Genomic DNA, 25,618 nt, shown 5'->3' on the forward strand with positions numbered 1-25,618 from the left:
GTCCCCTTAGGAGCGTCCCCCGCATGCGGAAGATACTCGTCGTCGGAGCCGGCCAGTCCGGTCTCCAGCTCGCCCTCGGCCTCCAGTCGCACGGCTACGAGGTCACCCTGATGTCCAACCGGACCGCGGACGAGATCCGCACCGGCCGGGTCATGTCGACGCAGTGCATGTTCCACACGGCTCTCCAGCACGAGCGCGACCTCCAGCTGAACTTCTGGGAGTCCCAGGCCCCGAAGATCGAGGGACTCGGCGTCTCGGTCGCCGCCCCCGGCTCGCACGACCCGGGCCCGACCCAGCGGGCGATCGACTGGCTGGGCCGGCTCGACGGCTTCGCGCAGTCCGTCGACCAGCGGGTGAAGATGGCCGGCTGGATGGAGACCTTCGCCCAGCGAGGCGGCCAGCTGGTCATCCACGGCGCGGCCGTCGGCGACCTGGACTACTTCTCCCGCGCCTACGACCTGGTGCTGGTCTCCGCGGGCAAGGGCGAGCTGGTCCAGATGTTCGGGCGCGACGCCTCCCGCTCCCCGTACGCGGAGCCGCAGCGCGCCCTCGCGGTGGCCTACGTGCACGGGATGGGCCCGCGCCCGGAGCACCCGGAGACCGAGGCCGTCCGCTGCAACCTGGTCCCCGGAGTCGGCGAGCTGTTCATCATGCCGACGTTCACCACCTCCGGCCGCGCGGACATCCTGTTCTGGGAGGGCATACCCGGCGGCCCGCTGGACGCCTTCAAGGACGTCAAGGACCCGGCCGAGCACCTCTCCCTGACCCTGGAGCTCATGGAGAAGTTCGTGCCCTGGGAGTACGCGCGGGCCACCAAGGTCGAGCTGACCGACGCCGGCGGCACGCTGGCCGGCCGCTACGCCCCGACCGTGCGCAACCCGATCGGCCGGCTCCCCGGCGGCGGCCTGGTGCTCGGCGTGGCCGACGTGGTCGTCGCCAACGACCCGATCACCGGCCAGGGCTCCAACTCCGCCTCCAAGTGCGCCGCGGCCTACCTCGCCTCGATCCTGGAACGGGGCGACGGGGAGTTCGACGAGGCGTGGATGCGGCAGACCTTCGACCGCTACTGGCAGACCGCCCAGCACGTCACCAAGTGGACGAACGCCATGCTCGCGCCGCCGCCGGAGCACATCCTGAACCTCATCGGCGCCGCCGGTCAGCTCCAGCCCGCCGCCGACCGCTTCGCCAACGGCTTCAACGACCCGTCCGACTTCGAGAACTTCTTCTACGAGCCGGCGAAGACCGAGGCCTACCTCGCCGAGATCTCGGGAGCCGCGGCCGGCGCGTAGGGGGCCGCGTATCCCTCGTCCGACCCGTCCGCCGCCCCCTCGGGGAGGGCCGGAGGCGCGTACTGCCGCAAGGGTTCGGCGGCGGGGTCGGGGCGTACCGCGCCCAGGACCGGGTTGGCGGCGATCGGGGAGACCTTGACCTCGGCGCCGGGGCGGGGGGCCTGGACGACCATGCCGTCACCGAGGTACATCGCGACGTGGGTGGCCTCGGGGAAGTACACGACGAGGTCACCGGGCCGCAGTTCGCCGAGCGGCACACGGTCCAGCCGGGCCCACTGCTCCTGGCTGGTCCGGGGGATCGCCGTCCCGGCCCGGTCCCAGGCCACCGAGGTCAGTCCCGAGCAGTCGTACGACGCCGGGCCCTCGGCGCCCCACTCGTACGGTTTGCCGAGCTGCTCCACCGCGAAGCGCACCGCCCGGTCGCCCGCCCCCGACGGCTTGGCGTCGTCGCCGAGCGCGCCGGACGCCATGAACCGCTCCTGCGCGTCGGCGATCCCGCTCCGCTCGAACTCCGCAAGTGCGGCCAGCTCCGCGGGGCTGAGCGAGGCGAGCAGTTCCTCGACGGCGTGCAGCCGGTCGCGTACGGCGTCCTGCTCGCCGACCTGGCGTGAGGCGAGGGAGCGTTGCGCGTCCAGGGCCTCGCGCGCCCGGCGGGCCAGCTCGTCGGCCTTCTTCGTGTCGCCGGTCAGGCGGCCGACCGTCTCGGCGCGTTCCCGGGCCAGCTGCCCGATCACATGGCCCTGGTCGAGGGCGTGCTGCGGGTCGCGGGCCAGCAGCAGCCGGAGATAGGGGGAGAGGTCGCTGGTGTTCTGGTACTGCTGCCGGGCCAGCCGCCCGGCCGCGCCCCGGCTGTCGCTCAGCGAGTGCCGGGTCCGGGCCAGTTCGGCGTCCAGCCGCCGCACCTCGGCCCGCTGCCGGGTCAGCCGCACCTCGGTGCCGTTGTAGGTCTCGGTGGCCTTCTCCGCCTCCCGGTACAGCTTCTGAAGGTCCGTCAGCAGCTCGGACAGGGGGCGGCCCGCGCCGGTCCCGCCGGGTTCGGGGTCGGCCGCGGCGGGTCCGGGCGCCAGGGCGATCCCGGCCGCCATTGCCGCCGTACACACCAGACGCAGAAGCCTTCCTGACACGTCATCACCTCCGCTGCGGGGCGGCGGGTCCGCTCCGCACCGCGAGCCTGTGACGTGCCCGTGGGTTCCGCGCGCCGAGTGTGGGCGGTTCGGCGCAACGGGGTCACCCGTCGGCGTCGTCCGGCTTGCCGCCCGGCGTGGCGTCTGGATCGGCGCCCGGTCCGGCCTTCGGGTCCGGCTTGGACCAGGGCCACTTCCGGCCGGAGCCGAGCCGGCCCTCGGGGTCGTACGCGTACTTCCAGCGGGCGAACCGGAGTCCGCCGCGGCCGTCGCGGGGCACGCGCCGGTAGACGAGCACCGTGGGCGGCCCGCCGTCCGGGTCCGGTACGGGGATGCGGTACGTCTTCGGCGGGTGCCCGGTCATGCCGACCAGGACGGGCAGCACCCGCCCGTCCATCGGGCCGCCCTCGAAGGGGGTGTCTTCGCTCTTCACGGCACCAGTGTCAGTGATCCGCGCGGCGGTGTCAGATGTCCGCCGCCAGCGCCTCGACCAGCGCCGAGGTCTGCGGGTCGCGGCGGGCGGTGACCGTCAGCACCGCGAGGAACTGCTCCACGAGCCAGTCCCGCAGCTCGTCGAGGGGCGGCTGCTTCTCCTCGTCCAGCCAGATCAGCGAGGCCGCCTCCACCGCCGTGATCCACATCCGGACGGTCATCCGCAGCCGGGGGCCGGGCTCGGCCACGGCCAGGTGGCTCATGATGTGCTCGGCCGCGGCCCGGCGCACCCCGTCCACGATGGAGGAGGTCCGCGAGGTCTCCGCCACGCTGCCGCCGCGCAGCAGCGCGCTGAAGCCGGTGTCGTGCTGGTCGACGAAGGTGAGGTAGCGGTCCAGGGCCCGGGTCAGCCGGGCCAGCAGCGGTCCTTCGCGGGGCTCGTCGAAGCAGAGCCGCAGCTCGTCGGCGGCCGACCGCAGCGCGGCCTCGTACAGCTGCTGCTTGCCGCCCGGGAAGTACCGGTACACCAGCGGCCGCGAGACCCCGGCCTGCTCGGCCACGTCGTCGAGGGAGACCTCCTCCGGGGGCCGGTGCGCGAAGAGGGAGAGCGCCGCGTCGAGCAGCTGGACGCGGCGTTCCTCGACGCTGAGCCGGCGGTAGGCGGGGGTGGGAGCCTGCGGGGTCATGAACCGCAGCGTAACCGCTCCGCTCGGTGGGTCCCCCGGGCCGGTGGACTGGGCGGTGTCCGAATCATGCCGTCCGGTGGGGTGGGCGGGGGCGGGTGTCGCAGCCCGGCGTGGCGGGGTGCCTCCCCCGCTCCCGGCTTCGCTCGAGCGGGGGGACCCCCGTCGCCCACGACTGCCCGCAGCTGGGCGGTGACTACGCCAGCAGTCCCGACGACCTCCACAGCCGCCGTCCGACCCCCCGCAGCACCCCGATGTCGTCCAGGAAGTCGGTGAGGCGCTTCGCGCCGGTCTGCATGATCTCCCGGCGGTGGCCGCTGGCCTTGACCTGCGCGAGGGCCTCGCGCTTGTCGAGGCCCACGTTCGTGTAGACCTCCGGGTTGACGAAGGCGACGGAGAAGACGCGGGCGAACTCGCCGGAGGTGATCCGGGTGAACTCCTGCGACCACTTCGGGGCCGTCACCATCTGGCGGCGCAGCTCCTCACGGGCGTAGCGCACGTGCCGGGCCTCCTCCACGACGTGGATGCGAGTGACGCCCCGGACCAGCGGCTGGACCCGCTCGTCGGGGAAGGTCAGGCGCTGCATCCAGTCCAGGACCTCCTCGCCGAGCAGCGTGGCGGTGAAGGAGCCGGGCGTGGTGGAGATCGTCTTGAAGAGGCGGCCGAGGTGCTGGTGCATCGGGCTCACCGGGTACCAGGGCGTCTCGCCGCGGGTTATCAGCCGGGCGAACATCTTCGAGTGCCGGCACTCGTCCTCGATCTCGGTCAGCGCGTAGCGCACGTGCGCGCTCGTCGCCGCCTTGTCGTAGATGTGCCGCACCAGCAGCTGCATGAGGATCAGCTCGAACCAGATGCCGAGGGAGGCGAGCGCGGCGGCCTCGTGCTGGGAGAGCACGATGCGCTGCTCCTCGCTCATCCGCTTCCACATCGGGGTGTCGTACAGCGACACCAGCTCCGGCGGCCAGAACCACTTGCCGTCCTCGAACGGCGCCTCCCAGTCCAGCTCCTTGTCCGGGTCGAAGGAGTGCTTGGCCGACGAGTCCAGCAGCCGTTCGGCCACCTGCTCGCGGTCCTTGAGCAGGCCGAGCGCGTCGCGCAGACCGTCGAGCGCGTCGGCTTCCGTCAGGGTCGTCATGGCTGTGTCCCACCTCGTCGAACGGATCGTGTTACCCGCGGTCACTCCAGCTTGCCTCGTCTTATGAGACTGCTTGTCAGCAAGCTCGTCAATCCCCCGCGCAGGACTTGTTGACCGCGAGTAAAGAAGTGAGCGGCGCCCGGGTCGTCAGAGCGAGCAGCCCAGACCCTCCGGCACCTCGCCCGTCACCGGCGCCGTCGCCCCCGCCGGAAAGGAGGTCCGCAAGGTGAAGGCGTACGGCGTCGGGCCGTGGGTCCGCAGGTGCAGCAGCCGGGACTCCGCCTCCGCGACCGTGGGCCGGTGTCCGGCCGGGACCCACCACAAGGTGGTGACCGCCTCCGCGAGCCGCTCGAACCACTCCCGGCGACGGGACAGCATCTCCCGATGCCGCCCCTGGTACATGAAAGCCGTCAGGGCGTCCCCGTCCCGCCACACCGACATGTTGATGATCAGCCAGGAGTCCCCGAAGACAGGGATGTCGGTCGCGTCCCCCGCCTCGCTCTGGAGCCGCCACACGAACCCCTCGGCGGCGTCCGCCGCCGCGTTCACCGGGTCCAGCGCGTCCACGAAGTCCTTCAACTGCGGTGATTCCAACGGGGCCTTGAGGCGGGCGATGTTGACCTGGGCGAGTTCGTGCACGGCGTCAGTCATGTACCGAACGTTAGGTCGGGCCGTCGGCGCCGTGGTACCCCCGTCTCAGGGCTTGAGCACCGCCTCCATCACCGATCGCGCGATCGGCGCGGCCAGTCCGCCCCCGCTGACCCGCTCACGGTCCGCCGCCGTGCCCTCGACCACCACGGCGACCGCGACCTTCGGCTCCACGTCCGTGTCGCGCCGGGCCCAGGAGGCGAACCAGGCGTACGGCGTCCCCGAGTTGCCGACGCCGTGCTGGGCCGTGCCGGTCTTGCCCCCGACGGTGGCCCCGGGGATCGCGGCGTTGGCCCCGGTGCCGCTCTCCACCACGCCGGTCATCAGCTCCTTGAGCCGCGCCGCGGTCGACGGCCGCATCACCTCGCGCGAGGGCCGGGACCCGGCCGTCGCCACCAGACTGCCGCCCGCCCGCAGGGTCCGCTCCACCAGGTACGGCGAGCGCACCTGACCGCCGCCGGCCACGGCCGCCGCCACCGTCGCCATCTGGAGCGGGGTGGCCCGGGTGTTGTACTGCCCGATCGAGGCCAGCCCGAGCTGCGCCCGGTCCACCGAGGTGTCGAAGGTGGAGCGCGAGACGGCGAACGGGATCCGCACCGCGTCGTCGTTGAAGCCGAACGCCTCCGCCGTGGCCGCCATGTCCGTCACCCCCACGTCCACGCCGAGCTTGGCGAACACCGTGTTGCAGGACCACTCGAACGCCTCCCGCAGCGAGGCGTTCCGGCAGCCGTCGGCCTCGTTCGTCAGCCGGGTGCGGGTGCCGGGGAGGGTGTACGGGTCGGGGGAGCGGGTCGGCGCGTCCAGGTCCCGGACCACACCCGCGTCCAGTGCCGCCGCCGCGGTGACCACCTTGAAGGTCGAACCGGGCGGATAGGTCCGGCGCACCGCCCGGTTGAGCATCGGCCTGCCCGGGTCGCCGTTCAGCCGGTCCCAGGTCCGGTTGGCGGCCGCGCTGTTGCCGGACAGCAGCTGGGGGTCGTAGGACGGGGTCGACACCAGCGCCAGGATCCGCCCCGTGGCCGGTTCGATCGCGGCCACCGCGCCCGTGCGCCGGCCCAGCCCCTCGAACGCCGCCCGCTGCGCCGCCGAGTCGATCGTCGTCACGACGTCGCCCCCCGGGTTGGGGGCGCCGGTGACGTCGTTCCACAGCGGGAGCGGCGCGAGCATCGGGTCGGCGCCGGACAGCAGGCCGTCCTCGGCGTGCTCCAGCAGGCTCGTCCCGTACGCCTGCGAGGCGAAGCCGGTGACCGGCGCGTACATCGGCCCGTCCGCGTAGGTCCGTTCGTAGCGCAGGTGCTCCCCGGTGTCCCGGGAGCCCGTCACCGCCTCGCCGCCGACCAGGATGTCGCCGCGCGGCTGCTGGTAGCGGGCGATGTCGGGGCGGCGGTTGGCCGGGTTGCCGTCGTACTCCGGGGCCTGGACGATCTGCACCCGGGCCGCGTTCACCACCAGGGCCACCAGCAGCAGGGCGCAGAAGAAGGCCGCGTGCCGGATGTGCCGGGTCACGAGGGCGTCCCGCGCCGGGCCGCGTGGCTGAGCCGGATCAGCAGCGCCACGATCGCCCAGTTGGTGACGACCGAGGACCCGCCCTGGGCCAGGAACGGCATCGCCATGCCGGTCAGCGGGATCAGCCCGGTCACGCCGCCCGCGATGACGAACACCTGGAGCGCCACGATCGAGGAGAGGCCGACCGCGAGCAGCCGGCCGAAGGGATCGCGCGCGGCGAGGCCCGCCCGGTAGCCGCGCTCCACCAGCAGCCCGTACAGCAGGAAGACGGCGGTCAGTCCGAGGAAGCCCAGCTCCTCCCCGGCGGTCGCGAGGATGAAGTCGGACTTGACTGCGAAGCCGATCAGCACGGAGTCCCCGAGGCCCAGGCCCGTGCCGGTCACCCCGCCCGCCGCGAAGGCGAAGAGGGACTGCGCCAGCTGGTTGGGCCCGTCGCCCGCCTCGATGGACGCGAAGGGGTGCAGCCAGTCCTCCACCCTGGTGTGCACGTGCGGCTCCAGCCAGCCCACCGCGACCGCGCCCAGCGAGGCCAGCAGCAGGCCGACGGCGATCCAGCCGGTGCGGCCGGTCGCGACGTAGAGAAGGACCACGAACAGGCCGAAGAACAGCAGCGAGGTGCCGAGGTCGCGCTCCAGGACCAGGACCCCGACGCTGACCAGCCACACGGCGAGGATCGGGCCGAGGACCCGGCCGGTGGGCAGTTGCAGCCGCCACACGCGGCGTCCCGCGTACGCCAGCGCGCTGCGGTTCGCGGCCAGGTAGGCGGCGAAGAACACGGCGAGCAGCACCTTGGCGAACTCGCCGGGCTGGATGGAGAAGCCCTCGATCCGGATCCAGATCCGGGCGCCGTTCACCGCCGGGAAGAAGATCGGCACAGTGAGCAGGGCGAGCGCGGCGGCGACGCAGACGTAGGCGTAGCGCGCCAGGACCCGGTGGTCGCGCAGCAGCAGGACGACCACGATGAACAGCGCGACACCCAGCGTCGACCACACCAGCTGAGTGGGGGCCGCCCGGTCGCCCGGCGTCTCCAGGTCGAGCCGGTAGATCAGCACCAGGCCGAGGCCGTTGAGCAGCACGCCGATCGGCAGCAGCAGCGGGTCGGCCCAGGGGGCGCGCAGCCGTACCGCCAGATGGGCGAGGAGCGCGAGCACACCGAGCCCGGCGCCGTAACCGGCGGCGCCGGGCGGGAGGGCGCCGTGCTGGGCGAGTCCGACGTTGCAGTAGCCGAACACCGACAGCAGCACGGCCACGAGGATGAGCGCGAGTTCGATGCCCCGGCGCCGGGGGAGCCGGGCGACGGGAGCGGGCGTGTCCGCTGGTGCCACGGTGATCCCGGTTCCGGGTCCGGCCTTCGTCATGTCCGGAACTTACCCAAATGGTGTGGTGTGGGGGGCGTTGGCGTCAGCACCAGCGCGGCGCCGGGCCGACGTTGTCGATGTGGCGGGCCGGTCCCCAGGCCCAGGTGCCGTCCGCCAGGAGGTACCAGAGGGGGTTGCCGCCCACCTTGTCGCCGGGGGTCTTGCAGTGGATGCGGACGGTCTCGCCGCGGCGGGCGTACCGGATGACCTCGCTGCCGCGGGACGGTGAGGTGAGCAGGGGGAGCCGGTCGGCGGTGACCACGCCCCGGTACCGGCCCTGCTCCCGGCGGCCGTCGCCCCAGTCGCCGCCGTTCCCGCCGGTGGCGCCGGCGGAGGAGTCCCCGCCGCCCCACTCGTCGTTCGCGGCGGCGGGCGTGACGGCGACGGCCGTGGCGAGCGCGCCGGCCGCCAGGGTGGTGGCCAGGCCGCGGACCAGTGGCGAGCGCGAGGGCGGTGCGGACAACGTCGACAACAGAGCCATGGGAGTACCTCCCGGAACGAACGGTTCTTCAGCTGACTGTTCGCCACATTAGGAGCGCCCGGTGCCGGCCGCCCGTCACGCTGAGCCATCGGAGCGTGCCGTGCGGGCCGTGTGCCGCGCGCCCCGCCGCCGGGTCAGGGCTGCTGAGGCAGCGTCAGCGCGGCCAGCGCGCCGCCGTCCGGCGGGTTCGTGAACTCCAGCCGCGCGCCCAGCACCTCGGCCTGTCCCAGCGCGATCGTCAGCCCGAGTCCGTGCCCCTTGCCGCCCGCCTCGGTGCGGAACCGCTGCGGGCCGTGCGCCAGGAGGTAGTCGGGATAGCCCTCCCCGTGGTCCCGCACGGTGATCACCGGCCCGTCCACGGTCAGCACCACCGGCGCCCGGCCGTGCCGGTGCGCGTTCGCGACCAGGTTGCCCAGCACCCGCTCCAGCCGCCGCCGGTCGGTCTCCACCCGCGCGTCCCGTACGACGTCCACCCGCGTGTCGGTGCCCGAGCCGCGTACCACCCGTTCCGCCAGCTCGCCCAGCGGCTCCGGCTCCACCTCGAGGCGCTCGCGCCCGCTGTCCAGCCGGGAGATCTCCAGCAGGTCCTCGGTGAGCGTGCGCAGCGCCGCCACCCGGTCCCGCACCAGCTCGGTGGGGCGCCCCGGCGGCAGCAGCTCGGCCGCCGCGTGCAGACCTGTGAGCGGGGTGCGCAGCTCGTGCGCCACGTCCGCGGTGAACCGCTGCTCGGCCAGCAGCTTGCCCTGGAGCGAGGCGGCCATCGAGTCCAGCGCGCCCGCGACCGAGGCCACCTCGTCCTGCGGCCGCGTCGGATCCTGCGCCCGGGGATCGCCGACCCGCGCGTCGAGGTCGCCCGCGCTGATCCGCCGCGCCACCCGTGCCGTCGCGTGCAGCCGGCGCGTCACCCGGGTCACGGCGAACGCGCCGACCAGCAGCGTCGCCCCGATCGCCAGCGCCGAGGACCACACGATCGCGCTGTCCAGCCCGTCGATGGTGCGCTTGCCCTGCGAGTGGTCGACCCGCACCGCCAGCGCGCGGCCACCGCCCGCCGGGCCCGCCGCCCACATCGTGGGGCGCCCGTCGGACTCGGCGACCAACGTGCCCCGCCGGCCCGACGCGGCCAGCTCGCGCAGCGGGGCCGGCAGCCCCGGCGGATCGATGCCGGCGCCCCGGCGCAGCGGGTCCCCGGCCTCGTACGCCTCCGTCGCCTCGCCCAGCCGGGTCAGGGCGACGTCACGGGCCTGGCCGACGGTCTGGTTGGTGACCGAGACGTGCACCAGGACGCCGAGCAGCGCGGCGAGCGCGCAGCACATCACGGTGATGAAGACGGCCGCTTTCACCGCCAGCGGACCGGCCCACCGGGGGAGCGCGAGCCTCACCGGGCGCTCGCCGTGGGCGACGCGGACGGCGACGAGGACGGTGACGCGGACGGCGACCCGGAGGCCCGCGGCGACGGGCGCTTGGTGTGCAGCCCGCCGTCGTCGGTGCGCAGCATCTCGTCGCTGGTGAGCAGCATGGCCCGCTGGTCGGGGTCCCAGGTCCACTGGAGGCGGTACTCGTAGCCCGCGACCTCCGAGGGCGAGCGGACGATCACCGTCCGCCCGGCCAGCTCGACCTCGCTCACCGCGTCGTCGTAGGACATGACCCGCACGAGCCGCCCCTTCTCGACGGTGTAGACGCGCACGGCGGTCAGCTTGGCGGGCAGCAGCCGGAAACCCAGCGTCATCTCGGGTCGCCCGTCGCCCGTCAGGTCGCGGTAGTACGGCCGGAGCACCGGGCACCCTGCGCGGTCGCCGGCCGTGCCGTCCGCGCCGCAGTCCGCCATCCGGACGGACGTCTCGTGGTAGCGCGCCTTGGCGCCCGTGTAGTCGTCCGGATGCGCGGTGATCTCCTCCCGCACGACGGACACCGGGTTGACCTCGCGGATGCCGCCGGCGGGGACCCGCACGCCCTTGACGACCTCGTTGTCCACCTCGCCGATGTCGTAGGCGGGACTCGACGCCGGCGTGAGGTCGGGCCAGAGCCGGGCCGGGCTCCGCGCCGCGGGGGTCGCGCCCGCGCTCCGCAGCCCGCCCGAGTCGCCGCACGCCGCCAGCGCACCGGCCGCCGCGGTCGCCAGGAGCAGCGCGACGACGGCGGGAACGCGGGCGGGACGCCCACGGCGGATCGGGAGCACTGCACTCCTGGGGTTCGGTGAGCGGCGTCGACGGCCCCGCACGGCTGCCGGCGGAACCGTACGCCTCTCGGTACGGAAGGCCATTTTGCGTGCGTCCGGGCGTGCCGGGCTACTCGGCCAGGTCCTCCAGCAGCCGGGCGGTGGCCAGCCCGGCCCGCAGATACGCCACGAACAGCTCGTTGTGCAGCGCCCACGGCGAACGCCGGGCCCGGATCAGCCGGACCGCCTCGTCGGCGCCGCTGCCCCGGCGCATCAGCGTGTGCGCGACCACCAGCCCGGAGCGGTTGTACCCGTGATGGCAGCGGACGAGGACCTTGCCGCCCCCGTCCAGCGCCTCGCTCGCGGCCTCCGCGAGCCGCATCACCCCGGCGAGCTGCGTCCCGTCCAGCGGTCCGTCCGGGATCGGCCACACGTGGTGCTCGACGCCCTCGGCGGGCCCGTGCCCGGGCAGCCGCAGCAGCGTCTGTACGAGGTCGAACTCGTCCCGCACCACGGCGAACTCCACCCGCCCGCCCGGCCGCCGGAACTCGTGCCCGCCCATCCAGAGTCCCGGCACGACCTCGTCCCACGCCCGGCCCGGCGCCGGCACGTCGGATCCCATCCCGCGGGTACGCAACAGCGCCTCCCCATTCCGGCCCGCCCGGGGGGTCTCGGGGTTCTCGGGGTTCTCGGGGGTCTGCCAACTCCTCCCCAAGGTAGCCGGGTTCTTGCCCCGCGGCACCCGGCCTGGTCCCATGGAGCAGGGGTGGTGTGGATGGACGGACTGCGCGTCGTACCGGCCCGGCGGCACGGTCAGGACCGCCTCTACGTCTGCCTCCCTGACGGTGGGAACGTCGCCTGGTACGACCGTGAGGCGGCCCGGGTCAACCTGCTGAGCGACGACCGGCGGGACGAGGTCCTCCAGGCGCTGGGCCCCTTCCTCACCGGCCCGGTCGCCGTCGGCCCGCCCCCGGTCCCGACCCCGGCCGAACTGGCCCGGCTCACCCTCCACCCGGACGACGACCTCGCCCCCAACCGGCCCGGCGAGGGGCTGCTGATCGCCCTGGAGCGCGACCCCGGCCCCGCGCACCGGCTGCGCCCCGACCCGCGCCGCCGGGCCCTGGCGGCCGAGCACGCGACGGGGACGGCCCTCGACCGCCTCGACGGCGCCGGCTGGCGCACCCTGCACTCCGTGCCGCTGCCCGGCGGCGACCGCGTCCACCACCTGCTGATCGGCCCCGGCGGGCTCTTCGCGCTGCACGTGCTGCCCGCCCGCAGGCAGCGGGTGCACGTCGGCGACCCCCTGGTCGCGCTGGGCCGCCGGGAACCACGCCCTCTGCTGCGCAGGGTCCGCGCCGACGCCGACCGGGCCTCCTACGCGCTGACGGCCGAGGTCCGCGCCGTCCTCGTCCTCGTCGACCCGGCCCACGTGAACGTCACGGCACCACCGCGCGCGGTCCGCGTCCTCACCGACCGGGAGCTGCCCGACCTGGCCCGCCGGGGAGGGGTGCTCAAACCGGCGGACGTGGAGGCCCTGCACTCCACGGCCCGCGACCGCGCCACCTGGACGCGCCTCTAGAGCACCGGGCTCAGGGCGGTCACGGCAGCGCCGCCGCCCGGCGCGGGTCGAGCAGCGGCGCCAGCAGGTCGCCGTGGTCCCGGACCCGCGGCCCGAGGTCCTCCGCCCGGAACACGAACTCCTCCGCCCGCCGGCAGCCCGCCACCTCGTCCCACGTCACCGGCGTGGAGACCGCCGGGTCGTGACGGGCTCGCACGGTGTACGGGGCGGCCGTGGTCTTGCGGGCGGCGTTCTGGCTCCAGTCCACGAACACCTTCCCCGGCCGCAGGCTGCGCGTCATCCGGTGCACCACCAGCCGGGGCAGCGCCCGCTCGGCCTCCACCGCGAGCGCCTTCGCGTACTCCGACACCCGCTCCGACGACGCCCCCCGCACCCCCGCCAGCAGGTGCAGTCCCTTGGCCCCCGACGTCTTGGCGAACGCCTCGATCCCGTCCGCCGCCAGCCGCTCCCGCAGCCACTGCGCGACCTCGCAGCAATGCACCACGGTCGCGGGCGGACCGGGGTCGAGGTCGAACACCAGCCGGTCGGCCTCGCCGGGGTCGTCCGCGGTCCACTGGTGCGTGTGGAACTCGGTCACCAGGTTCGCCGCCCACATCAGGCTCGGCAGGTCCTGCACCAGCACCATCCGGGCGGGCCCCTCCGAGCGGGGGACCTCTGCCGTGGTGACCCAGTCGGGCGTACCCGGCGGCACGTTCTTGGTGAAGAACAGCTGGCCGTCCGGACCGTCGGGATACCGCAGGAAGGAGACCGCGCGGTCCCGCAGATGCGGCAGCAGCACCCCGGCGGTCGTCGCGTAGTAGTGCAGCAGCTCGCCCTTGGTGAAGCCGGACGCGGGATACAGCACCTTCTCCAGATTGCTCAGGGCCACCCGCCGCCCCTCCACCTCCGTGATAGGCGCCATACCATGAGAATCGCACGGAACACGGACAAAACGCCCGACGAACCGCCCGACGAACCGACCCGCGAACCGCCCGACCGGAAAGGTGCTGCACGTGCGATCGATCTGGAACGGCGCCATCTCCTTCGGCCTGGTCAGCATCCCGATCAAGCTGGTGAACGCCACCGAGAGCCACTCGGTCTCCTTCCGCCAGATCCACACGGAGGACGGCGGCCGGATCCGCTACCGCAAGGTCTGCGAGCTGGAGGACCGCGAGGTGACCCAGGCCGAGATCGGCAAGGCGTACGAGGACGCCGACGGCTCGATGATCCCGATCACCGACGAGGACCTGTCCCACCTGCCGATCCCGACCGCGCGGACGATCGAGATCGTCGCCTTCGTGCCCGAGGAGCGCATCGACCCGCTCCAGATGGGCTCCGCGTACTACCTCGCGGCGAGCGGCGCCCCCGCCGCCAAGCCGTACACGCTGCTGCGCGAGGCGCTCAAGCGCAGCAACCGGGTCGCCATCGCCAAGTTCGCGCTGCGCGGCCGGGAGCGCCTCGGCATGCTCCGGGTCGTCGGCGACGCCATCGCCATGCACAGCCTGCTCTGGCCGGACGAGGTGCGCGCCCCCGAAGGCGTCGCCCCGGACGCCGGCGTCACCGTCCGCGACCAGGAGCTGGACCTCGCGGACGCCCTCATGGACACCCTCGGCGAGATCGATCTGGACGACCTGCACGACGAGTACCAGGAGGCCCTGGAGGAGGTCATCGCCGCCAAGTCGGCCGGCGAGGCCCCGCCCGAGGCCCGCGAGGAGGAGCGGCCCGGGAAGGTGCTGGACCTGATGGCCGCGCTGGAGAGCAGCGTGCGGGCGGCGCGGGAGTCCCGAGGCGGCGAGGCGCCCGGTGCGGCCGAGGAGGCCGAGGTCCGGCCCCTGCCCCGGGCGCAGAAGTCGTCCGGGCGGGCCCCCAAGGAGACCGGGGGGAAGAAGTCGACGTCCGCGGCGGCGAAGAAGACGGCGGCGAAGAAGGCGGCACCCAAGAAGTCGACGGCCGCGGCCGGGAAGTCCACGGCGAAGTCCGCCCAGCCGGCCAAGAAGGCGACGGCCGGGAGCACCGCCAAGAAGACCGCCGGCAGGAGCGCGGCCGCCAAGAGTACGGCCAAGACCCCGGCGAAGAAGGCTGCGTCCCGCAAGCGCAGTGCCTGACTCCGCCGGGACCATGCCGCCGGACGGCCGTACGGCTCAGCCGATGGTCCGGGGAGAGGCCGAGGCCCCGGGTATCGCGGACGGCGCGGACTCGAAGGCCGCGGGGCTCGCGGCGGCGGACTCCGTCGGTGCGAGGGAGGCCAGGGTGGGCAGGGCCGGGCTCTCGTCCAGGCGCCGTCCGATCGTGTCGGCCGGTTCGCCGCCCGGGGTGCCCGGACCGGTGGACAGCTGCGACCACACGGTCAGGGCGAGGGCGACCGCGGTCGCCGTGCCGACCACCCGGCCGATCCGCCGCAGCCGGGCCCGGCGGTCCAGTGCACGCCAGCCGGGGCCGGCCCACGGGTCCTCCGGGCGCCACGCCTCACCGACCGTGCCGGGGGCGGCGGGAGCGGGCCGGGCGTGCGGGGGCGCGGACGGGCCGGTGGCGGGCGGGCCGGGCCGCCGGCCCAGGGTCCGGTCCCGCGCGGAGGGCTCCCTGGGCGCGGAGGCGAGGATGGCGCGCTCGTCGTCCTCCAGGAAGAGCCGCCACACGTACTCCGGCACGGGCGGCGTACCGCCCGGCTCGTCCGGTGTGGCGCCGCGGTCCGGCCCCGAAGCGGTCATCGTCCCGCTCTTCCTCTCTCGTCGGCCCCGGACGGGCCGGGCGGGAGCGGGGGTTGGGGGCCCGCCGGCGGCCGGTGTGCCGTCCTGTGCCGCGGCACCGTACGGCGTCACTTCCGGGCGCCGTACGGCACGCGGCCGGTGGTCATGTCCGGCGGTCACCGTCGACCGCCAATTCATGAACGCGCGATGGCGTCGAGCGGTTCCCGGACGAGTGGGCGGGGCCTCTGCGCGCCCGCGAAGTCTGATGCCGGCCCGGCTCAGGGGGCCGCCGGGGACGGAGTGGGCGTCGGGGAGGCGGTGTTCACGTTCAGGTCGGGCCGCGGCTTCAGCACCAGCACCTGCTCACCCGGGGGCGGCGGGGGCGGGGTCACCCTCTCCCGCGGCAGCTTCGCCGGGCCGGTCTGCTGGAAGGTGACCTCGTCGTACTCGACCATGCCGGTCTTCTCCAGCACCGTGATGTGGTCCAGGACGGTGTCGTTGGCCAGGTCGGCCAGCTGCCGCACCAGGGTGTTCTTGGTGGACGCCCGGATCTTGGCGATCGCCGGGAAGATCTGACCGTGCGTCACCCGCATGATGTTGACCGCCGACGAGTCGAACTCCTTGCCGGTCTTGGCGTCCACCGTCGCCACGAAGCCCTCCTGCTGCGGCGAGGCCCGGTTGGGCAGCGTGATGCCCAGCTCGGGGGAGATCTCGCGGCACATCGCGTCGAGACCGGCGTGCCCGACGATCAGGTGCTCGCCGGCCGTCTTCATCTCCTTCGTGGTGCCGCGCTCGCGCACGATCTCGCCCAGCGGGTACTCCCACAGCCCGGCGGCCCTGACCTTCACCACGAAGTCCCGGTCCGCCTCGGTGAGCGGCCCGAACTTGGTGCTGGCGATGACCCGGTCCTGATTGCCGTCGGCCTTGTCCAGACCGAGCATGGCCGGGAAGGCCAGCGCGGTGAGGGTCAGGGTCATCGCACCGAACAGGACGACGACTCCGATCCTGCTGCGGGACAGGCGCATGGTGCCTCCAGGGGCGACGCGAGGGACTCGCACTCGTACGGATTCGCCAGGAGGTACGGAAACGGCGGGCGGATCTATCAGCGCCCGGGCACGAAATTTGGGTTCGTCGGGTTCAGCCGACGTCGGCGCCGTAGACGCGCTCGACGGTGATGGTGAGCAGCACCCGGCGGTCGGCCACCATCGTCGACCGGTACTCGTCCCAGTCCGGGTGTTCCCCCGCGGCGGCGCGGTAGTACTCCACCAGCGCCTCGACCTCCGGTCCGTGCGGGTCGGTGCCCGGTCCGGTGAGCGTGGCGACGCCCTCGGCGGTGGCCCAGGACCTGCCGTCCGGGGCGGTCACCTCCAGCGTGGCCCGCGGGTCCCGGCGCAGGTTGGCGGTCTTGGCCAGCCCGTCGCGGGTCGAGACGCGGATGACGCCGGCCTCCGCGTCGTAGGCGGGCATGACGGGCGAGAGCTACGGGCGGCCGTCCGACTTGATCGTCGCGAGCACGCCGAGCCGGCTCCGGGCGAGCAGGGCACGGGGGTCGAAGCGCGAGGTGGTGGTCATGGTCCGATCATCACCCGCCGCACCGGGAGCTGTCCCGCGAACGTCCGCCGAACGCCCCCACCGCACGGCTCAGGGCACCGAAAGGCCGCCCAGGTACTCGCCGTCGCGGTCGTAGGGCCAGGCGTTGGCGACGCACCCCTTGAGGCCCTTGATCTGCTGCATCATCGCCGGAGCGGGCCGGCCGGCCCCGGGGCAGGTCTCGTGGCCGTGGCCGATGCGGTGGCCGACCTCGTGGTTGACGATCAGCGCCCGGTACTCGTGGATCGGGCCGTCGAACTCCGGGGAACCCAGCACCCAGCGCTTGAGGTTCACCACGACGTCCGTGCCGACGCTGCAGTTCACCTCGCCCCGGGTGCGCAGGCCCGCCGCGCCGCAGATCCGGTCGACGGTGCCCGGCGTGGCGATCTTCACCACGAAGTCGTACGAGCCCGTGCCGACCAGCCGGAAGGAGGTGGCCCCGTCCCTCGTCCAGCCCCGCCGGTCGGCGAGCACACCGGCTATCTCGGCCGCGGCGGCGCTCGGGCGGACGTCGATGCCCTCCTCGACCAGGACCTTGTACCGGCGCACCCGGCCGCCGGTGCCCACGGTCGTGCCGTCGGCCCGCGCCGTGACGAAGGTGCCGGGGCCCGTCGCCGGAATGGCGATGGCGGAGGGCGAGGACGAGGGCGACGGGGACGGTGACGTGGAGATGCGGGCCGAGGGGGTGGGCGTCCCCGCGGCGTCCAGGGCGTCGGCCACGTCGGCCACCTGGTCGTCCGTCACCGTCGGCCGGGCGTCCCGCCAGTACGCCACCGCGGCGCCCGCGGTGACCAGCACCGTCCCGAGGGCGAGGAGGACCAGGACCACACGTCCGCCTCTGCGGGGGCCGGTCCGGCGGGCGGGGGATCGGCCCACGACGTGCGTCCTCTCTGCTGGTCCGGGGGACGCACACCGGACTCCTGTGTGCTCGTGTCCCCACAAGATCCAAGCGGAAAGGTGTGCGGGAGACCCCCGGATCCCCAAGTGGGTCTTCTCACAGAGAAGTTGACCCCCCGCCCGCAACCGATCGGTACGCCGTGCCGTCCCACGCACGCCGGGGCCGCCCGGCCGGTGCCGGGCGACCCCGAAGCGGTGCGTGGACGGACCGTCAGCCCGCGGCGGTCCGGTCCCAGCGGTAGAAGCAGCGGGCCATCGCGTCCTTCGGACCGCGCCAGGTCGCCGGGTCGTACGCCGAGACGTACGGCTCCAGCTGCTCGCTGACCTGGCGGAACTCAGGATGCCCGGTCAGCCGGCCGATCGTGGGGGCCGGGTCCTCGTCGCTCTCGATCAGGTGCAGGTACACACCGTCACCGAACTCGAAGAGGCTGCGCCGGTTGACGCCCACCAGGTGCGGCAGCTCGCCGCGGTCGGACTCCGCGAACACCTTCGCGATGTCCGGGGCCGCGCCGGGTGCCATCCGGGCGACGATCAGTGTGTGGTGCATGGGGTGACGCCCTTCGCCGGTGTCGTTCGGTGTCGGTGTCAGTCGGCGAGCGCCGACGCGGTCCGCCGCTCGCCCGCCGCCTGCTCGATCCGGTCCCGGATCAGCGCCATCTGCGTACGGGAGTTGCGGTTGATGTTGTCCGTCATCCAGGCGTCGTCCACCGGAGCGTCCGGCTTCATCGCGAAGTCCTGGACCCAGCGCATCAGGACGCCCTCGGCGGTCTCCGCGTACTCCCAGACGATGTTCATGTACTGGAAGGGACCGGTCTCGACCCGCTGGGCGCGGACGGTGCGGGTGACGGGGTCGGCGACCCGCTCGGAGACCCAGCTCCACACCTTGCCGTCCGCGTCCGGGTGCATGGTGAGCCGGAACGTGACGCGGTCGCCGTCGCGCTCGAGCACGTCCACGGAGGCGTACTCGCTGAACAGCTTGGGCCAGCCGTCGATGTCGTTGGTCATGTCCCAGACCAGCTCCATCGGAGCGGCGATGGTGATCTCGTTCTCGGTGTGACCTGCCATGTCACACTCCCGTCTTCAGGGCGCCGTTGATCAGCGCGAGGAAATCGGCGGGCGTCTTGCAGCGCTCGGCCTGCTCGGGCAGGCCCAGGCCGTACCGCTTCTCCAGCTCGGCCACGATGCCCAGCAGGCCGAGGGAGTCCAGGCCGAAGGTGTCGAAGCCGTCGTCGGCCTGCGCGCGCAGGGTCTCCGGTTCGACGTGCACGCCGGCGGTGCGCTTCATCAGCGCGGCCAGCTCTTCGACGGTCACCTGGTAGGCCAGTTGGTCGGTCATGGGGGTGTCCTCCTTCACTCAAGGTGGCGCGCGCCCACACGCGGCGCTCACTCGGATTGGCGTCGGTCGGTCTCAGTGCGCGGACGGCGCGGTGCCGCCCTGCCGCAGGACGAGGGCCGAGTTGGAACCCATCAGCCCGCGGCTGAGCACCAGAGCGGTGCGCGACTCGGCGGGGCGTGCCCGGCCGGTCACCAGGTCCAGGTCGTGGCTGACCTCGAACACGTGCGGGGTCGGCGGGATCAGCCCGTGCTCCATGGCGAGCACCGCCGTCGCCACGTCCAGCATCGGAGCGGCGCAGTAGGCCCGCCCGGTCCCGGTCTTGGGCGCGGTGACCGGCACACGCGCGGCGTGCGGGCCGAGCGCGTCGGCCAGGGCCAGTGCCTCGGCCCGGTCGGCCTCCGGGACACCGAGGGCGTCCGCGAAGACCACGTCGACCTCCTCGGGCCGGCAGCCCGCCGCGGCCAGCGCGCCCTCGATCGCGCGGGCCAGCCCCTCCCGGGACTCGGCCCAGCGGCCGGCGCCGGTGAAGGTCGCCGCGTGCCCGGCCACCGTCGCCCGCACCTCCGCGCCGCGCTCCCGGGCCGCCCGCTCCTCCTCCACGACCAGCACGGCACCGCCCTCGGCCGGCGCGAACCCGCAGGCCGCCTCGGTGAACGGACGGTAGGCGCGGTCGGGTTCGGCGGCGCGGCTCAGCTCGGGATAGCCCAGCTGGCAGACGATCGAGTACGGGGCGAGCGGTGCCTCCGTCGCGCCGCAGACCACCGTGTCGGTGCCGCCCCGCACGGACAGCGCCGCGTGCGCCAGGGCGTCCAGGCCGCCCGCCTCGTCGGCGGCCACGACCCCGCAGGGGCCCTTGAAGTCGTTGCGGATGGAGACCTGGCCGGTGCTGGCCGCGTAGAACCAGGCGATCGACTGGTACGGGCCGACGTACCGCGAGCCCTGGCTCCACAGGTTCTGCAGCTCCCGCTGTCCGAACTCACCGCCGCCGGAACCCGCGGCGGTGACCACGCCGACCGAGTACGGCGACTCGACGTCGGCCCGTCCGAACCGGGCGTCGTCCAGCGCGAACTGGGTCGCGGACAGCGCGAAGTGCGTGAACCGGTCGGTCTGCACGAGGTAGCGCTCCTCGACCGTCTCGGCCGCCTCGAAGCCCCGCACCTCGCCCGCCACCCGCAGCGGCAGCTGGTCGCAGCCCTCCCGCGTGACGGGCCCCAGGCTGCTGGTGCCGTCCGCGGTGGCCTTCCAGTGCGCCTCGACGCCCACGCCGTGCGGGGACACCACACCGAGCCCGGTGACGACCGCGCGCCTGGCCCCGTCGTTGGTCCGTTGCCGTCCGCTCATCGCTGCCCTCCTTCGGAACCGGAACCGGAAGCGCTCAGCACGACCGCCGACTGGAAGCCGCCGAAGCCGCTGCCCACCGACAGCACGTGCCGCAGCGTCCGCTCCCGTGCCTCGCGCGGCACGTAGTCCAGGTCGCACTCGGGGTCCGGGGTCGTGTAGTTGGCCGTCGGCGGCACCACCTGGTGGGCCATGGCCAGGACGCACGCGGCCAGTTCGATCGAGCCGATCGCGCCGAGCGAGTGACCCACCATCGACTTGATGGAGCTCATCGGCGTCGCGTAGGCGTGCTCGCCCAGCGAGCGCTTGACGGCCGCGGTCTCGTGCCGGTCGTTCTGCTGGGTGCCGGAACCGTGCGCGTTGACGTAGTCGATGTCCGAGCCGTCGATGCGGGCCATGTCCAGCGCGGTGTCGATGGCCCGCGCCATCTCCAGGCCCTCCTTGGTGAGCCCGGTCATGTGGTACGCGTTGCCGAACGTCGCGTAGCCGGAGATCTCGCAGTACACGTCCGCGCCACGGGCCCGGGCGTGTTCGAGGTCCTCCAGGACGAGCACCGCCGCGCCCTCGCCCATCACGAAGCCGTTGCGTTCGGCGTCGAAGGGCCGGGAGGCGTGCGCGGGGTCGTCGTTGTTCGGCGAGGTCGCCTTGATGGCGTCGAAGCAGGCCATCGTGATCGGGGATATGGGGGAGTCGGCCGCGCCCGCCAGGCACACGTCGACGCGTCCCTCGGCGACCGCGTGGTAGGCGTAGCCGACGGCGTCGAGCCCGGACGTGCAGCCCGTGGAGACCGTCTGCACCGGCCCGCGCACGCCGAACTCCTCGGCGACCGCGGAAGACAGCGTCGCCGGGGTGAACGCCCGCTCCAGGTGCGGCTCGGCCCGCTTGTCGTCCACGTCCCAGCGCGAGCCGCGCTCACTGACCAGGACGTAGTCGTGCTCCAGCCGGGTGGTGCCGCCGACCGCGGTGCCCAGCGTGGCGCCGGCCCGCCAGGGGTCCTGCCGGGTCAGGTCGAGGTTCGCGTCCCGGACCGCCTCCGCGGCGGCCACCAGCGCGAACTGCACGTAGCGGTCGCTGCGTTGGACCGTGGCCAGACCGAGGCCGTGGTCGGCCGGTTCGAAGTCGCACTCGGCGGCTATCTGCGAACGCAGCCCGGCCGGGTCGAAGAGGGAGATGCGGCGCGTCGCCGTACGGCCGTCGGACAGCAGGCCCCAGAACTGGGGCGCGCCGATCCCGCCCGGGGCGACGACGCCTATGCCCGTGACGGCCACCCGACGCCGGTTCATGACACGGCCTCGGCCGCCGCGGCGGGCCGCTCGTGCGGGATCGCGTTGCCGGCCGCGTCCTCCGTGTCCACGTGGCCCACCTCGGGCCGCGGGGCCAGCGGGCCCAGGTGGAAGACGAGCCGCGCCTCGACGTCCCCGACGTTGCGGAAGCGGTGGCGCATGTCCTGCGGGATCAGCATCCCCTGCCCGACGGTGAGCGCGTGCGGCGCACCGTCCAGGTCCACCTCGAGGGCGCCCTCGGTGACGTACACGAACTCCTCGGAGTACGGGTGGTAGTGCTCGGCGATCCGCTCGCCGGGCTGCACGATGGCCACGCCCATGAAGCCGCTGGTCGCACCGGCGCTGGTGGGTGTGAGCAGGGCGCGGATGTCTCCTCCGCGGCGGCGGTTCGGCGCGACGTCGCCGATCGAGATGATGTTTACCTGCTTGTCTGTCATGTCGTTCACTCCGGGGTGACGAGAAGCGGTGGGGGAGGAGGGTGAGGGACGGGGGACCACGCGGACCGGAGGGCGCGCCGTCGGGCCGTACCGGATGCGTGGCGGGTGCGTGGTGCGGGTGTCGGTCGGTTCGGGAGGGCGGTGCGAAGGGAGCCCGCCGGTGGGCCTGGTTCAGGCGTCGGACGCGTGCCGGTCGGTCAGGGGCGTCATACGGGCCCGCGCCAGCAGCAACGCCAGGGTGCGGGGCTCGCCGAGGGGCCCATCGATGCCGTACGCGGCGGTGTCCAGGAGCCGCTCGGCGGCCTCGATCACGGCTGCCGCGGCGGCTCCGGCCGACCTGCCGGGCCCGGCGGCCGCGGGCAGACCGAGGACGGCGGACACGGGCGCCCCGTCCGGGTCGCCGTCCACGTCGACGAGCCGTACGACGAGGTCGTCGCGGTGGAAGACGGTGGCCGCGAGGACCGGGCCGTCCTGCGCCCGCAGGGCGGACGCGTCCCGGTGGGCCAGCAGCCGGGCCAGCTCCGGACCGGCGCCCGGCCGCACCGGGTAGAGCAGCGCGAGCCGCTGCCCGCCGGCACCGAACCGGCCCTGCGACGCCACGTGGTGGACGGCCGGCATGGCGGCGCGGGTGAAGAACTCCCGGGCGGAGCGCGGGTCGCGCAGGTCCCGCTCCTGCTCCAGATGCGGGTTGAGAGCCTCCTCGACCGCCCGCACGCCCGGCTGCCGGGCCACGTGCCGCAACGCGGTCTGCAGGTCGCCCCGCAGTTCCACGGCCCGGACGACCCGGTTGCCGTGCATGAAGACCGACGTGCGCAGCAGCCGGTTTGAGTCGTCGACCTGGGCCGCGGGCGCCGCGTAGTCGGACAGCAGCCGGGCGACGTCGGGCTCGGAGCCGGGCCGCACGGTGAAGGTCAGGGCGTGCCGGACGATGTTGTCCCCGATCCGGGGAGCGGACCGCAGCGACTCACCGGCCGCGCCGGACGAGTTCTCGTCGCCCTCGGTCTCGCGCAGCACGCTGTAGCGCAGGGAGTGGGTGTCCCGGACGCAGTTCTGCAGCGGCTCGACCATGTCCAGGTGCTCGTCGCTGCTGACCCAGCTCAGGAAGGGCTCAGCGGTCTCCCACTCGCTGGTGAGGAGCCATTGGGTGGGGTTGTCGACGGACTGGCACAGCTGATCGGTGATGTGTCCCGGAACGGCGGCGACCCGGTCGCGGATGCCGTCGTACGCGTCCAGGAACTCCTGCTGCATTCCGTCGTGGATGTCCAGCATCAGCACGACCCGTACGCGGGATCCGTCGAACGCCGACGTCGATACGCCGTCGGCGTCCGCGGCCGGGGCGACGGGCGTCGCCCCGGCGTCAGTGGTCAGGGCATCCGCCGACACGCCATCCGTGGTTTCGACGGGAGAGACCGTCATCCGGCCCACCTCTTCTCCGGGGAACTTTCTCTGGGACTGGGGGCGATCGTCGCGGCGCACGCCATGGCTCGGGCGGTACGCCGGTCGCAATAAGCCGATCGTCGGACGTGCCCGCGAGGACCGCGCGCCAGGCGTGACAAGCGGGTGAAAGCTCCTCCGCCGCGGGCCTCATCAGGCCCGACGGGGAAGGCATGAGAGCCCCGGCGCACATCTGGCGCGGGGCGAATCACTCGACGACGGTCCCGCATACGAGGACGCCCGTCGGTCACAGCGAGGACTACGTCCGCCATACCGAAGGACGGACGTGTGTCACAACGGAGGACGAACGATGAACGAAAGAGCCGACCGGCCCGGAGGCGCCGCCCCTGCGGTCCACCGGGTTCCGGTCCTCATCGTCGGCGGGTCCCTGGTGGGCCTGTCGACCTCGGTGTTCCTGGGGCGCCTCGGCGTCCGGCACACCCTGGTGGAGCGCCACGCCGGCACCTCCATCCACCCCCGCGGGCGCGGCAACAACGTCCGCACCATGGAGATCTTCCGGGTGGCCGGCACCGAGCCGGACATCAGGAAGGCCGCCGCCACCCTGGCCGACAACCACGGCATCCTGCAGACGACCACGCTGGTGGGCGACGAGGGGGAGTGGCTGCTCAAGGAGATGGACCCGGGCGGCGGACTGGCCCGCTTCAGCCCCAGCGGCTGGTGCCTGTGCAGCCAGAACGACCTGGAGCCCGAACTCCTCACCCACGCCACCAACCTCGGCGGTGACCTGCGCTTCGGCACCGAACTGCTGTCGTTCGAGAACGACGCCGACGGCGTCACGGCGGTGGTGAAGAGCCGGGAGACCGGCGAGCACACCACCATCCGCGCGGACTACCTGGTCGCCGCCGACGGCCCCCGCAGCCCCGTCCGCGAGCAGCTCGGCATCGGCCAGAGCGGCCCGGGCGACCTCTTCCACAACGTCAGCGCCACCTTCCGCTCCCGCCGCCTGGCCGACGTGGTGCGCGACCGCCGCTTCATCGTCTGCTACCTGACCGGCGAGGACGCCGACGGCGCCCTCCTGCCGGTCGACAACCGCGAGAACTGGGTCTTCCACCTCCCCTGGCACCCCGAACGGGGCGAGACGGTCGAGGACTTCACCGAGGAGCGCTGCGCCGCCCACATCCGCCGCGCGATCGGCGACCCGGACCTCGACGTCGAGATCACCGGCAAGGCCCCCTGGCACGCCGCCCAGCGGGTGGCCCGCAGTTACCGCTCCGGCCGCGTCCTGCTGGCCGGCGACTCGGCCCACGAGATGTCCCCCACCGGCGCCTTCGGCTCCAACACCGGCATCCAGGACGCGCACAACCTCGCCTGGAAGCTGGCCGCGGTCCTGGAGGGCTGGGCGGGCGAAGGCCTCCTGGACACCTACGACGCGGAACGCCGCCCGGTCGCCGAGGCCACCAGCGCCCGAGCCGCGGGCCGCTCGGTGGAACACAGCCACCCGGGCTTCGCGCCGCCGCCGGGGATGACGGGCGGGGGGCCGGGTGCGGGTGGCGGGCCCGGTGGTCCCGGTGGTCCTGCCGGTCCCGGCGGTCGTGGTGGTCCCGGTGGGGCGCCAGCTGGTCCTGGTGGTCCCGGTGGTGCGGCAGGTGGGCCCAGTGGGCCCGGCGGAGCGCCTGGCGGTCCCGGCAATGCGGCCGGCAGGCCTGGCGGTCCCGGTGGCGCGCCCGGAGGCCCGGGCGGTCCTGGCGGCCCCGGCGGAGCACCGGCCGGCGGCCCCGGCGGCATCCTGAACGTCGCCCTCGGCTACCGCTACCCCCAGGGCGCGGTGGTCGGCGCCGACCAGGCGACCCCGGTGGTCCCGGAGGGCCTCGACCTCTCCGGCGCACCCGGCAGCAGGGCCCCGCACCTCTGGCTCCGCAAGGGCGACGCCCGCGTCTCCACCCTGGACCTCTACGAGGACTCCCTGGTCCTGCTCAGCGACGCGGCCCAGCCCACCGGCTGGCACGAGGCGGCGACCCGGCTGGCGGCCGAGATGAGGATCCCGCTGAAGCCGTACCGCGTGGGCGGCACCCCGGAGGCCGACCTGGTCCAGGACGACGAGGAGAGGGACTGGGCGAAGTCCCACGGAGTGACCCGTGGCGGCGCGGTCCTGGTCCGCCCCGACGGCTTCGTCGCCTGGCGCTCCCCGGGCCCGGCGCCGGACCCCGAGTCGATGCTGCGCCAGGTGATCAGGACGGTGCTGGCCCGCGCGTGACACGCACGGGAACGAGCACGTGAGAGGGCACC

At 73.8% G+C, this 25,618-nt stretch carries 26 protein-coding genes and 1 pseudogene; 4 read left to right on the forward strand and 23 right to left on the reverse strand.

Annotation, left to right across the window (positions count from 1 at the left end; translation table 11 throughout):
• Positions 1 to 23 precede the first annotated feature (23 nt).
• Entirely contained in the window at positions 24 to 1,289 is a 1,266-nt protein-coding gene (locus tag ACGF3J_RS07460; RefSeq protein ID WP_161326619.1) for a styrene monooxygenase/indole monooxygenase family protein, read from the forward strand.
• Here ACGF3J_RS07460 and ACGF3J_RS07465 read toward each other — a convergent pair.
• The 11 genes from ACGF3J_RS07465 to ACGF3J_RS07515 form a co-directional block, all read right to left on the reverse strand.
• On the reverse strand, positions 1,250 to 2,413 hold the full coding sequence (locus ACGF3J_RS07465; RefSeq protein WP_161326620.1) for a C40 family peptidase: 1,164 nt from the start codon (positions 2,411 to 2,413) through the stop codon (positions 1,250 to 1,252). The two genes, ACGF3J_RS07460 and ACGF3J_RS07465, sit on opposite strands and share 40 nt — an antisense overlap.
• A gap of 103 nt (positions 2,414 to 2,516) precedes the next feature.
• On the reverse strand, positions 2,517 to 2,846 hold the full coding sequence (locus ACGF3J_RS07470; RefSeq protein ID WP_122616202.1) for a hypothetical protein: 330 nt from the start codon (positions 2,844 to 2,846) through the stop codon (positions 2,517 to 2,519).
• Between the two features lie 31 nt (positions 2,847 to 2,877).
• Positions 2,878 to 3,531 carry a TetR/AcrR family transcriptional regulator gene (locus tag ACGF3J_RS07475; protein WP_161326621.1) on the reverse strand — a complete coding sequence of 218 codons (654 nt, stop codon included), beginning with the start codon at positions 3,529 to 3,531 and terminating at the stop codon, positions 2,878 to 2,880.
• Between the two features lie 193 nt (positions 3,532 to 3,724).
• Positions 3,725 to 4,663: a diiron oxygenase gene (locus ACGF3J_RS07480; protein WP_161326622.1), complete on the reverse strand. Its 939-nt coding sequence runs from the start codon at positions 4,661 to 4,663 to the stop codon at positions 3,725 to 3,727.
• 147 nt (positions 4,664 to 4,810) lie between these two features.
• Positions 4,811 to 5,314 (reverse strand): DUF3291 domain-containing protein, encoded by a 504-nt coding sequence (locus ACGF3J_RS07485; RefSeq protein ID WP_393853604.1) that lies wholly within the window; start codon positions 5,312 to 5,314, stop codon positions 4,811 to 4,813.
• Between the two features lie 45 nt (positions 5,315 to 5,359).
• Positions 5,360 to 6,817, reverse strand: a complete 1,458-nt coding sequence (locus ACGF3J_RS07490) for a penicillin-binding transpeptidase domain-containing protein (protein ID WP_393853605.1) — start codon at positions 6,815 to 6,817, stop codon at positions 5,360 to 5,362.
• Entirely contained in the window at positions 6,814 to 8,175 is a 1,362-nt protein-coding gene (locus ACGF3J_RS07495) for an FtsW/RodA/SpoVE family cell cycle protein (protein WP_161326624.1), read from the reverse strand. The genes ACGF3J_RS07490 and ACGF3J_RS07495 overlap by 4 nt, the downstream gene beginning before the upstream one ends.
• A 43-nt stretch (positions 8,176 to 8,218) precedes the next feature.
• A complete protein-coding gene (locus ACGF3J_RS07500) occupies positions 8,219 to 8,647 on the reverse strand; it encodes an SH3 domain-containing protein (RefSeq protein ID WP_393853702.1) in 429 nt (142 codons plus the stop codon).
• A 143-nt stretch (positions 8,648 to 8,790) separates the two neighbouring features.
• The gene (locus tag ACGF3J_RS07505; protein ID WP_161326491.1) at positions 8,791 to 10,035 is read right to left on the reverse strand and encodes a HAMP domain-containing sensor histidine kinase; all 1,245 of its coding nucleotides are present in this window, start codon (positions 10,033 to 10,035) and stop codon (positions 8,791 to 8,793) included.
• Complete coding sequence (locus ACGF3J_RS07510) at positions 10,032 to 10,832, reverse strand: hypothetical protein (protein ID WP_161326490.1); 801 nt, start codon at positions 10,830 to 10,832, stop codon at positions 10,032 to 10,034. The genes ACGF3J_RS07505 and ACGF3J_RS07510 overlap by 4 nt, the downstream gene beginning before the upstream one ends.
• Positions 10,833 to 10,941: 109 nt before the next feature.
• The gene (locus ACGF3J_RS07515; RefSeq protein ID WP_122616369.1) at positions 10,942 to 11,421 is read right to left on the reverse strand and encodes a dual specificity protein phosphatase family protein; all 480 of its coding nucleotides are present in this window, start codon (positions 11,419 to 11,421) and stop codon (positions 10,942 to 10,944) included.
• Between the two features lie 165 nt (positions 11,422 to 11,586).
• Here ACGF3J_RS07515 and ACGF3J_RS07520 point away from each other — a divergent pair, with 165 nt between their 5' ends.
• Positions 11,587 to 12,390 (forward strand): nuclease-related domain-containing protein, encoded by an 804-nt coding sequence (locus tag ACGF3J_RS07520; protein WP_393853606.1) that lies wholly within the window; start codon positions 11,587 to 11,589, stop codon positions 12,388 to 12,390.
• Positions 12,391 to 12,409: 19 nt separating this feature from the next.
• Here ACGF3J_RS07520 and ligD read toward each other — a convergent pair whose 3' ends face one another.
• The gene (gene ligD / locus ACGF3J_RS07525; protein WP_386934515.1) at positions 12,410 to 13,291 is read right to left on the reverse strand and encodes a non-homologous end-joining DNA ligase; all 882 of its coding nucleotides are present in this window, start codon (positions 13,289 to 13,291) and stop codon (positions 12,410 to 12,412) included.
• A 91-nt stretch (positions 13,292 to 13,382) separates the two neighbouring features.
• Here ligD and ACGF3J_RS07530 point away from each other — a divergent pair, with 91 nt between their 5' ends.
• Positions 13,383 to 14,474, forward strand: coding sequence for a Ku protein (locus ACGF3J_RS07530; protein WP_393853607.1), 1,092 nt, complete (start codon positions 13,383 to 13,385; stop codon positions 14,472 to 14,474).
• Between the two features lie 36 nt (positions 14,475 to 14,510).
• Here ACGF3J_RS07530 and ACGF3J_RS07535 read toward each other — a convergent pair whose 3' ends face one another.
• The 11 genes and pseudogenes from ACGF3J_RS07535 to ACGF3J_RS07585 all read right to left on the reverse strand — a co-directional run bounded on the left by ACGF3J_RS07535 (position 14,511) and on the right by ACGF3J_RS07585 (position 23,353).
• Positions 14,511 to 15,077 (reverse strand): hypothetical protein, encoded by a 567-nt coding sequence (locus ACGF3J_RS07535; protein WP_393853608.1) that lies wholly within the window; start codon positions 15,075 to 15,077, stop codon positions 14,511 to 14,513.
• A gap of 257 nt (positions 15,078 to 15,334) precedes the next feature.
• A complete protein-coding gene (locus ACGF3J_RS07540) occupies positions 15,335 to 16,081 on the reverse strand; it encodes a DUF4142 domain-containing protein (protein WP_161326484.1) in 747 nt (248 codons plus the stop codon).
• A 112-nt stretch (positions 16,082 to 16,193) separates the two neighbouring features.
• A pseudogene (locus tag ACGF3J_RS07545) lies at positions 16,194 to 16,628 on the reverse strand (PPOX class F420-dependent oxidoreductase).
• Between the two features lie 69 nt (positions 16,629 to 16,697).
• The gene (locus ACGF3J_RS07550; RefSeq protein WP_393853609.1) at positions 16,698 to 17,522 is read right to left on the reverse strand and encodes a DUF3152 domain-containing protein; all 825 of its coding nucleotides are present in this window, start codon (positions 17,520 to 17,522) and stop codon (positions 16,698 to 16,700) included.
• Positions 17,523 to 17,754: 232 nt separating this feature from the next.
• Positions 17,755 to 18,090: a TcmI family type II polyketide cyclase gene (locus tag ACGF3J_RS07555; RefSeq protein ID WP_161326481.1), complete on the reverse strand. Its 336-nt coding sequence runs from the start codon at positions 18,088 to 18,090 to the stop codon at positions 17,755 to 17,757.
• Positions 18,091 to 18,128: 38 nt separating this feature from the next.
• A complete protein-coding gene (locus ACGF3J_RS07560) occupies positions 18,129 to 18,608 on the reverse strand; it encodes an SRPBCC family protein (RefSeq protein WP_161326480.1) in 480 nt (159 codons plus the stop codon).
• Between the two features lies 1 nt (position 18,609).
• Positions 18,610 to 18,879: an acyl carrier protein gene (locus ACGF3J_RS07565; protein ID WP_125494559.1), complete on the reverse strand. Its 270-nt coding sequence runs from the start codon at positions 18,877 to 18,879 to the stop codon at positions 18,610 to 18,612.
• 72 nt (positions 18,880 to 18,951) lie between these two features.
• The gene (locus ACGF3J_RS07570) at positions 18,952 to 20,220 is read right to left on the reverse strand and encodes a ketosynthase chain-length factor (RefSeq protein ID WP_393853610.1); all 1,269 of its coding nucleotides are present in this window, start codon (positions 20,218 to 20,220) and stop codon (positions 18,952 to 18,954) included.
• Positions 20,217 to 21,500 (reverse strand): beta-ketoacyl synthase, encoded by a 1,284-nt coding sequence (locus tag ACGF3J_RS07575; protein WP_161330333.1) that lies wholly within the window; start codon positions 21,498 to 21,500, stop codon positions 20,217 to 20,219. The genes ACGF3J_RS07570 and ACGF3J_RS07575 overlap by 4 nt, the downstream gene beginning before the upstream one ends.
• Complete coding sequence (locus ACGF3J_RS07580) at positions 21,497 to 21,937, reverse strand: cupin domain-containing protein (protein ID WP_161330332.1); 441 nt, start codon at positions 21,935 to 21,937, stop codon at positions 21,497 to 21,499. The genes ACGF3J_RS07575 and ACGF3J_RS07580 overlap by 4 nt, the downstream gene beginning before the upstream one ends.
• Positions 21,938 to 22,108: 171 nt before the next feature.
• Positions 22,109 to 23,353 carry a SchA/CurD-like domain-containing protein gene (locus ACGF3J_RS07585; RefSeq protein ID WP_393853611.1) on the reverse strand — a complete coding sequence of 415 codons (1,245 nt, stop codon included), beginning with the start codon at positions 23,351 to 23,353 and terminating at the stop codon, positions 22,109 to 22,111.
• 328 nt (positions 23,354 to 23,681) lie between these two features.
• Between ACGF3J_RS07585 and ACGF3J_RS07590 the strand changes: the two genes are divergently transcribed.
• A complete protein-coding gene (locus ACGF3J_RS07590; protein ID WP_393853612.1) occupies positions 23,682 to 25,586 on the forward strand; it encodes an FAD-dependent oxidoreductase in 1,905 nt (634 codons plus the stop codon).
• Positions 25,587 to 25,618 lie beyond the last annotated feature (32 nt).

Origin of the sequence: Streptomyces sp. NPDC048171 (assembly GCF_043202655.1) — a bacterium.
Classification (GTDB): domain Bacteria; phylum Actinomycetota; class Actinomycetes; order Streptomycetales; family Streptomycetaceae; genus Streptomyces.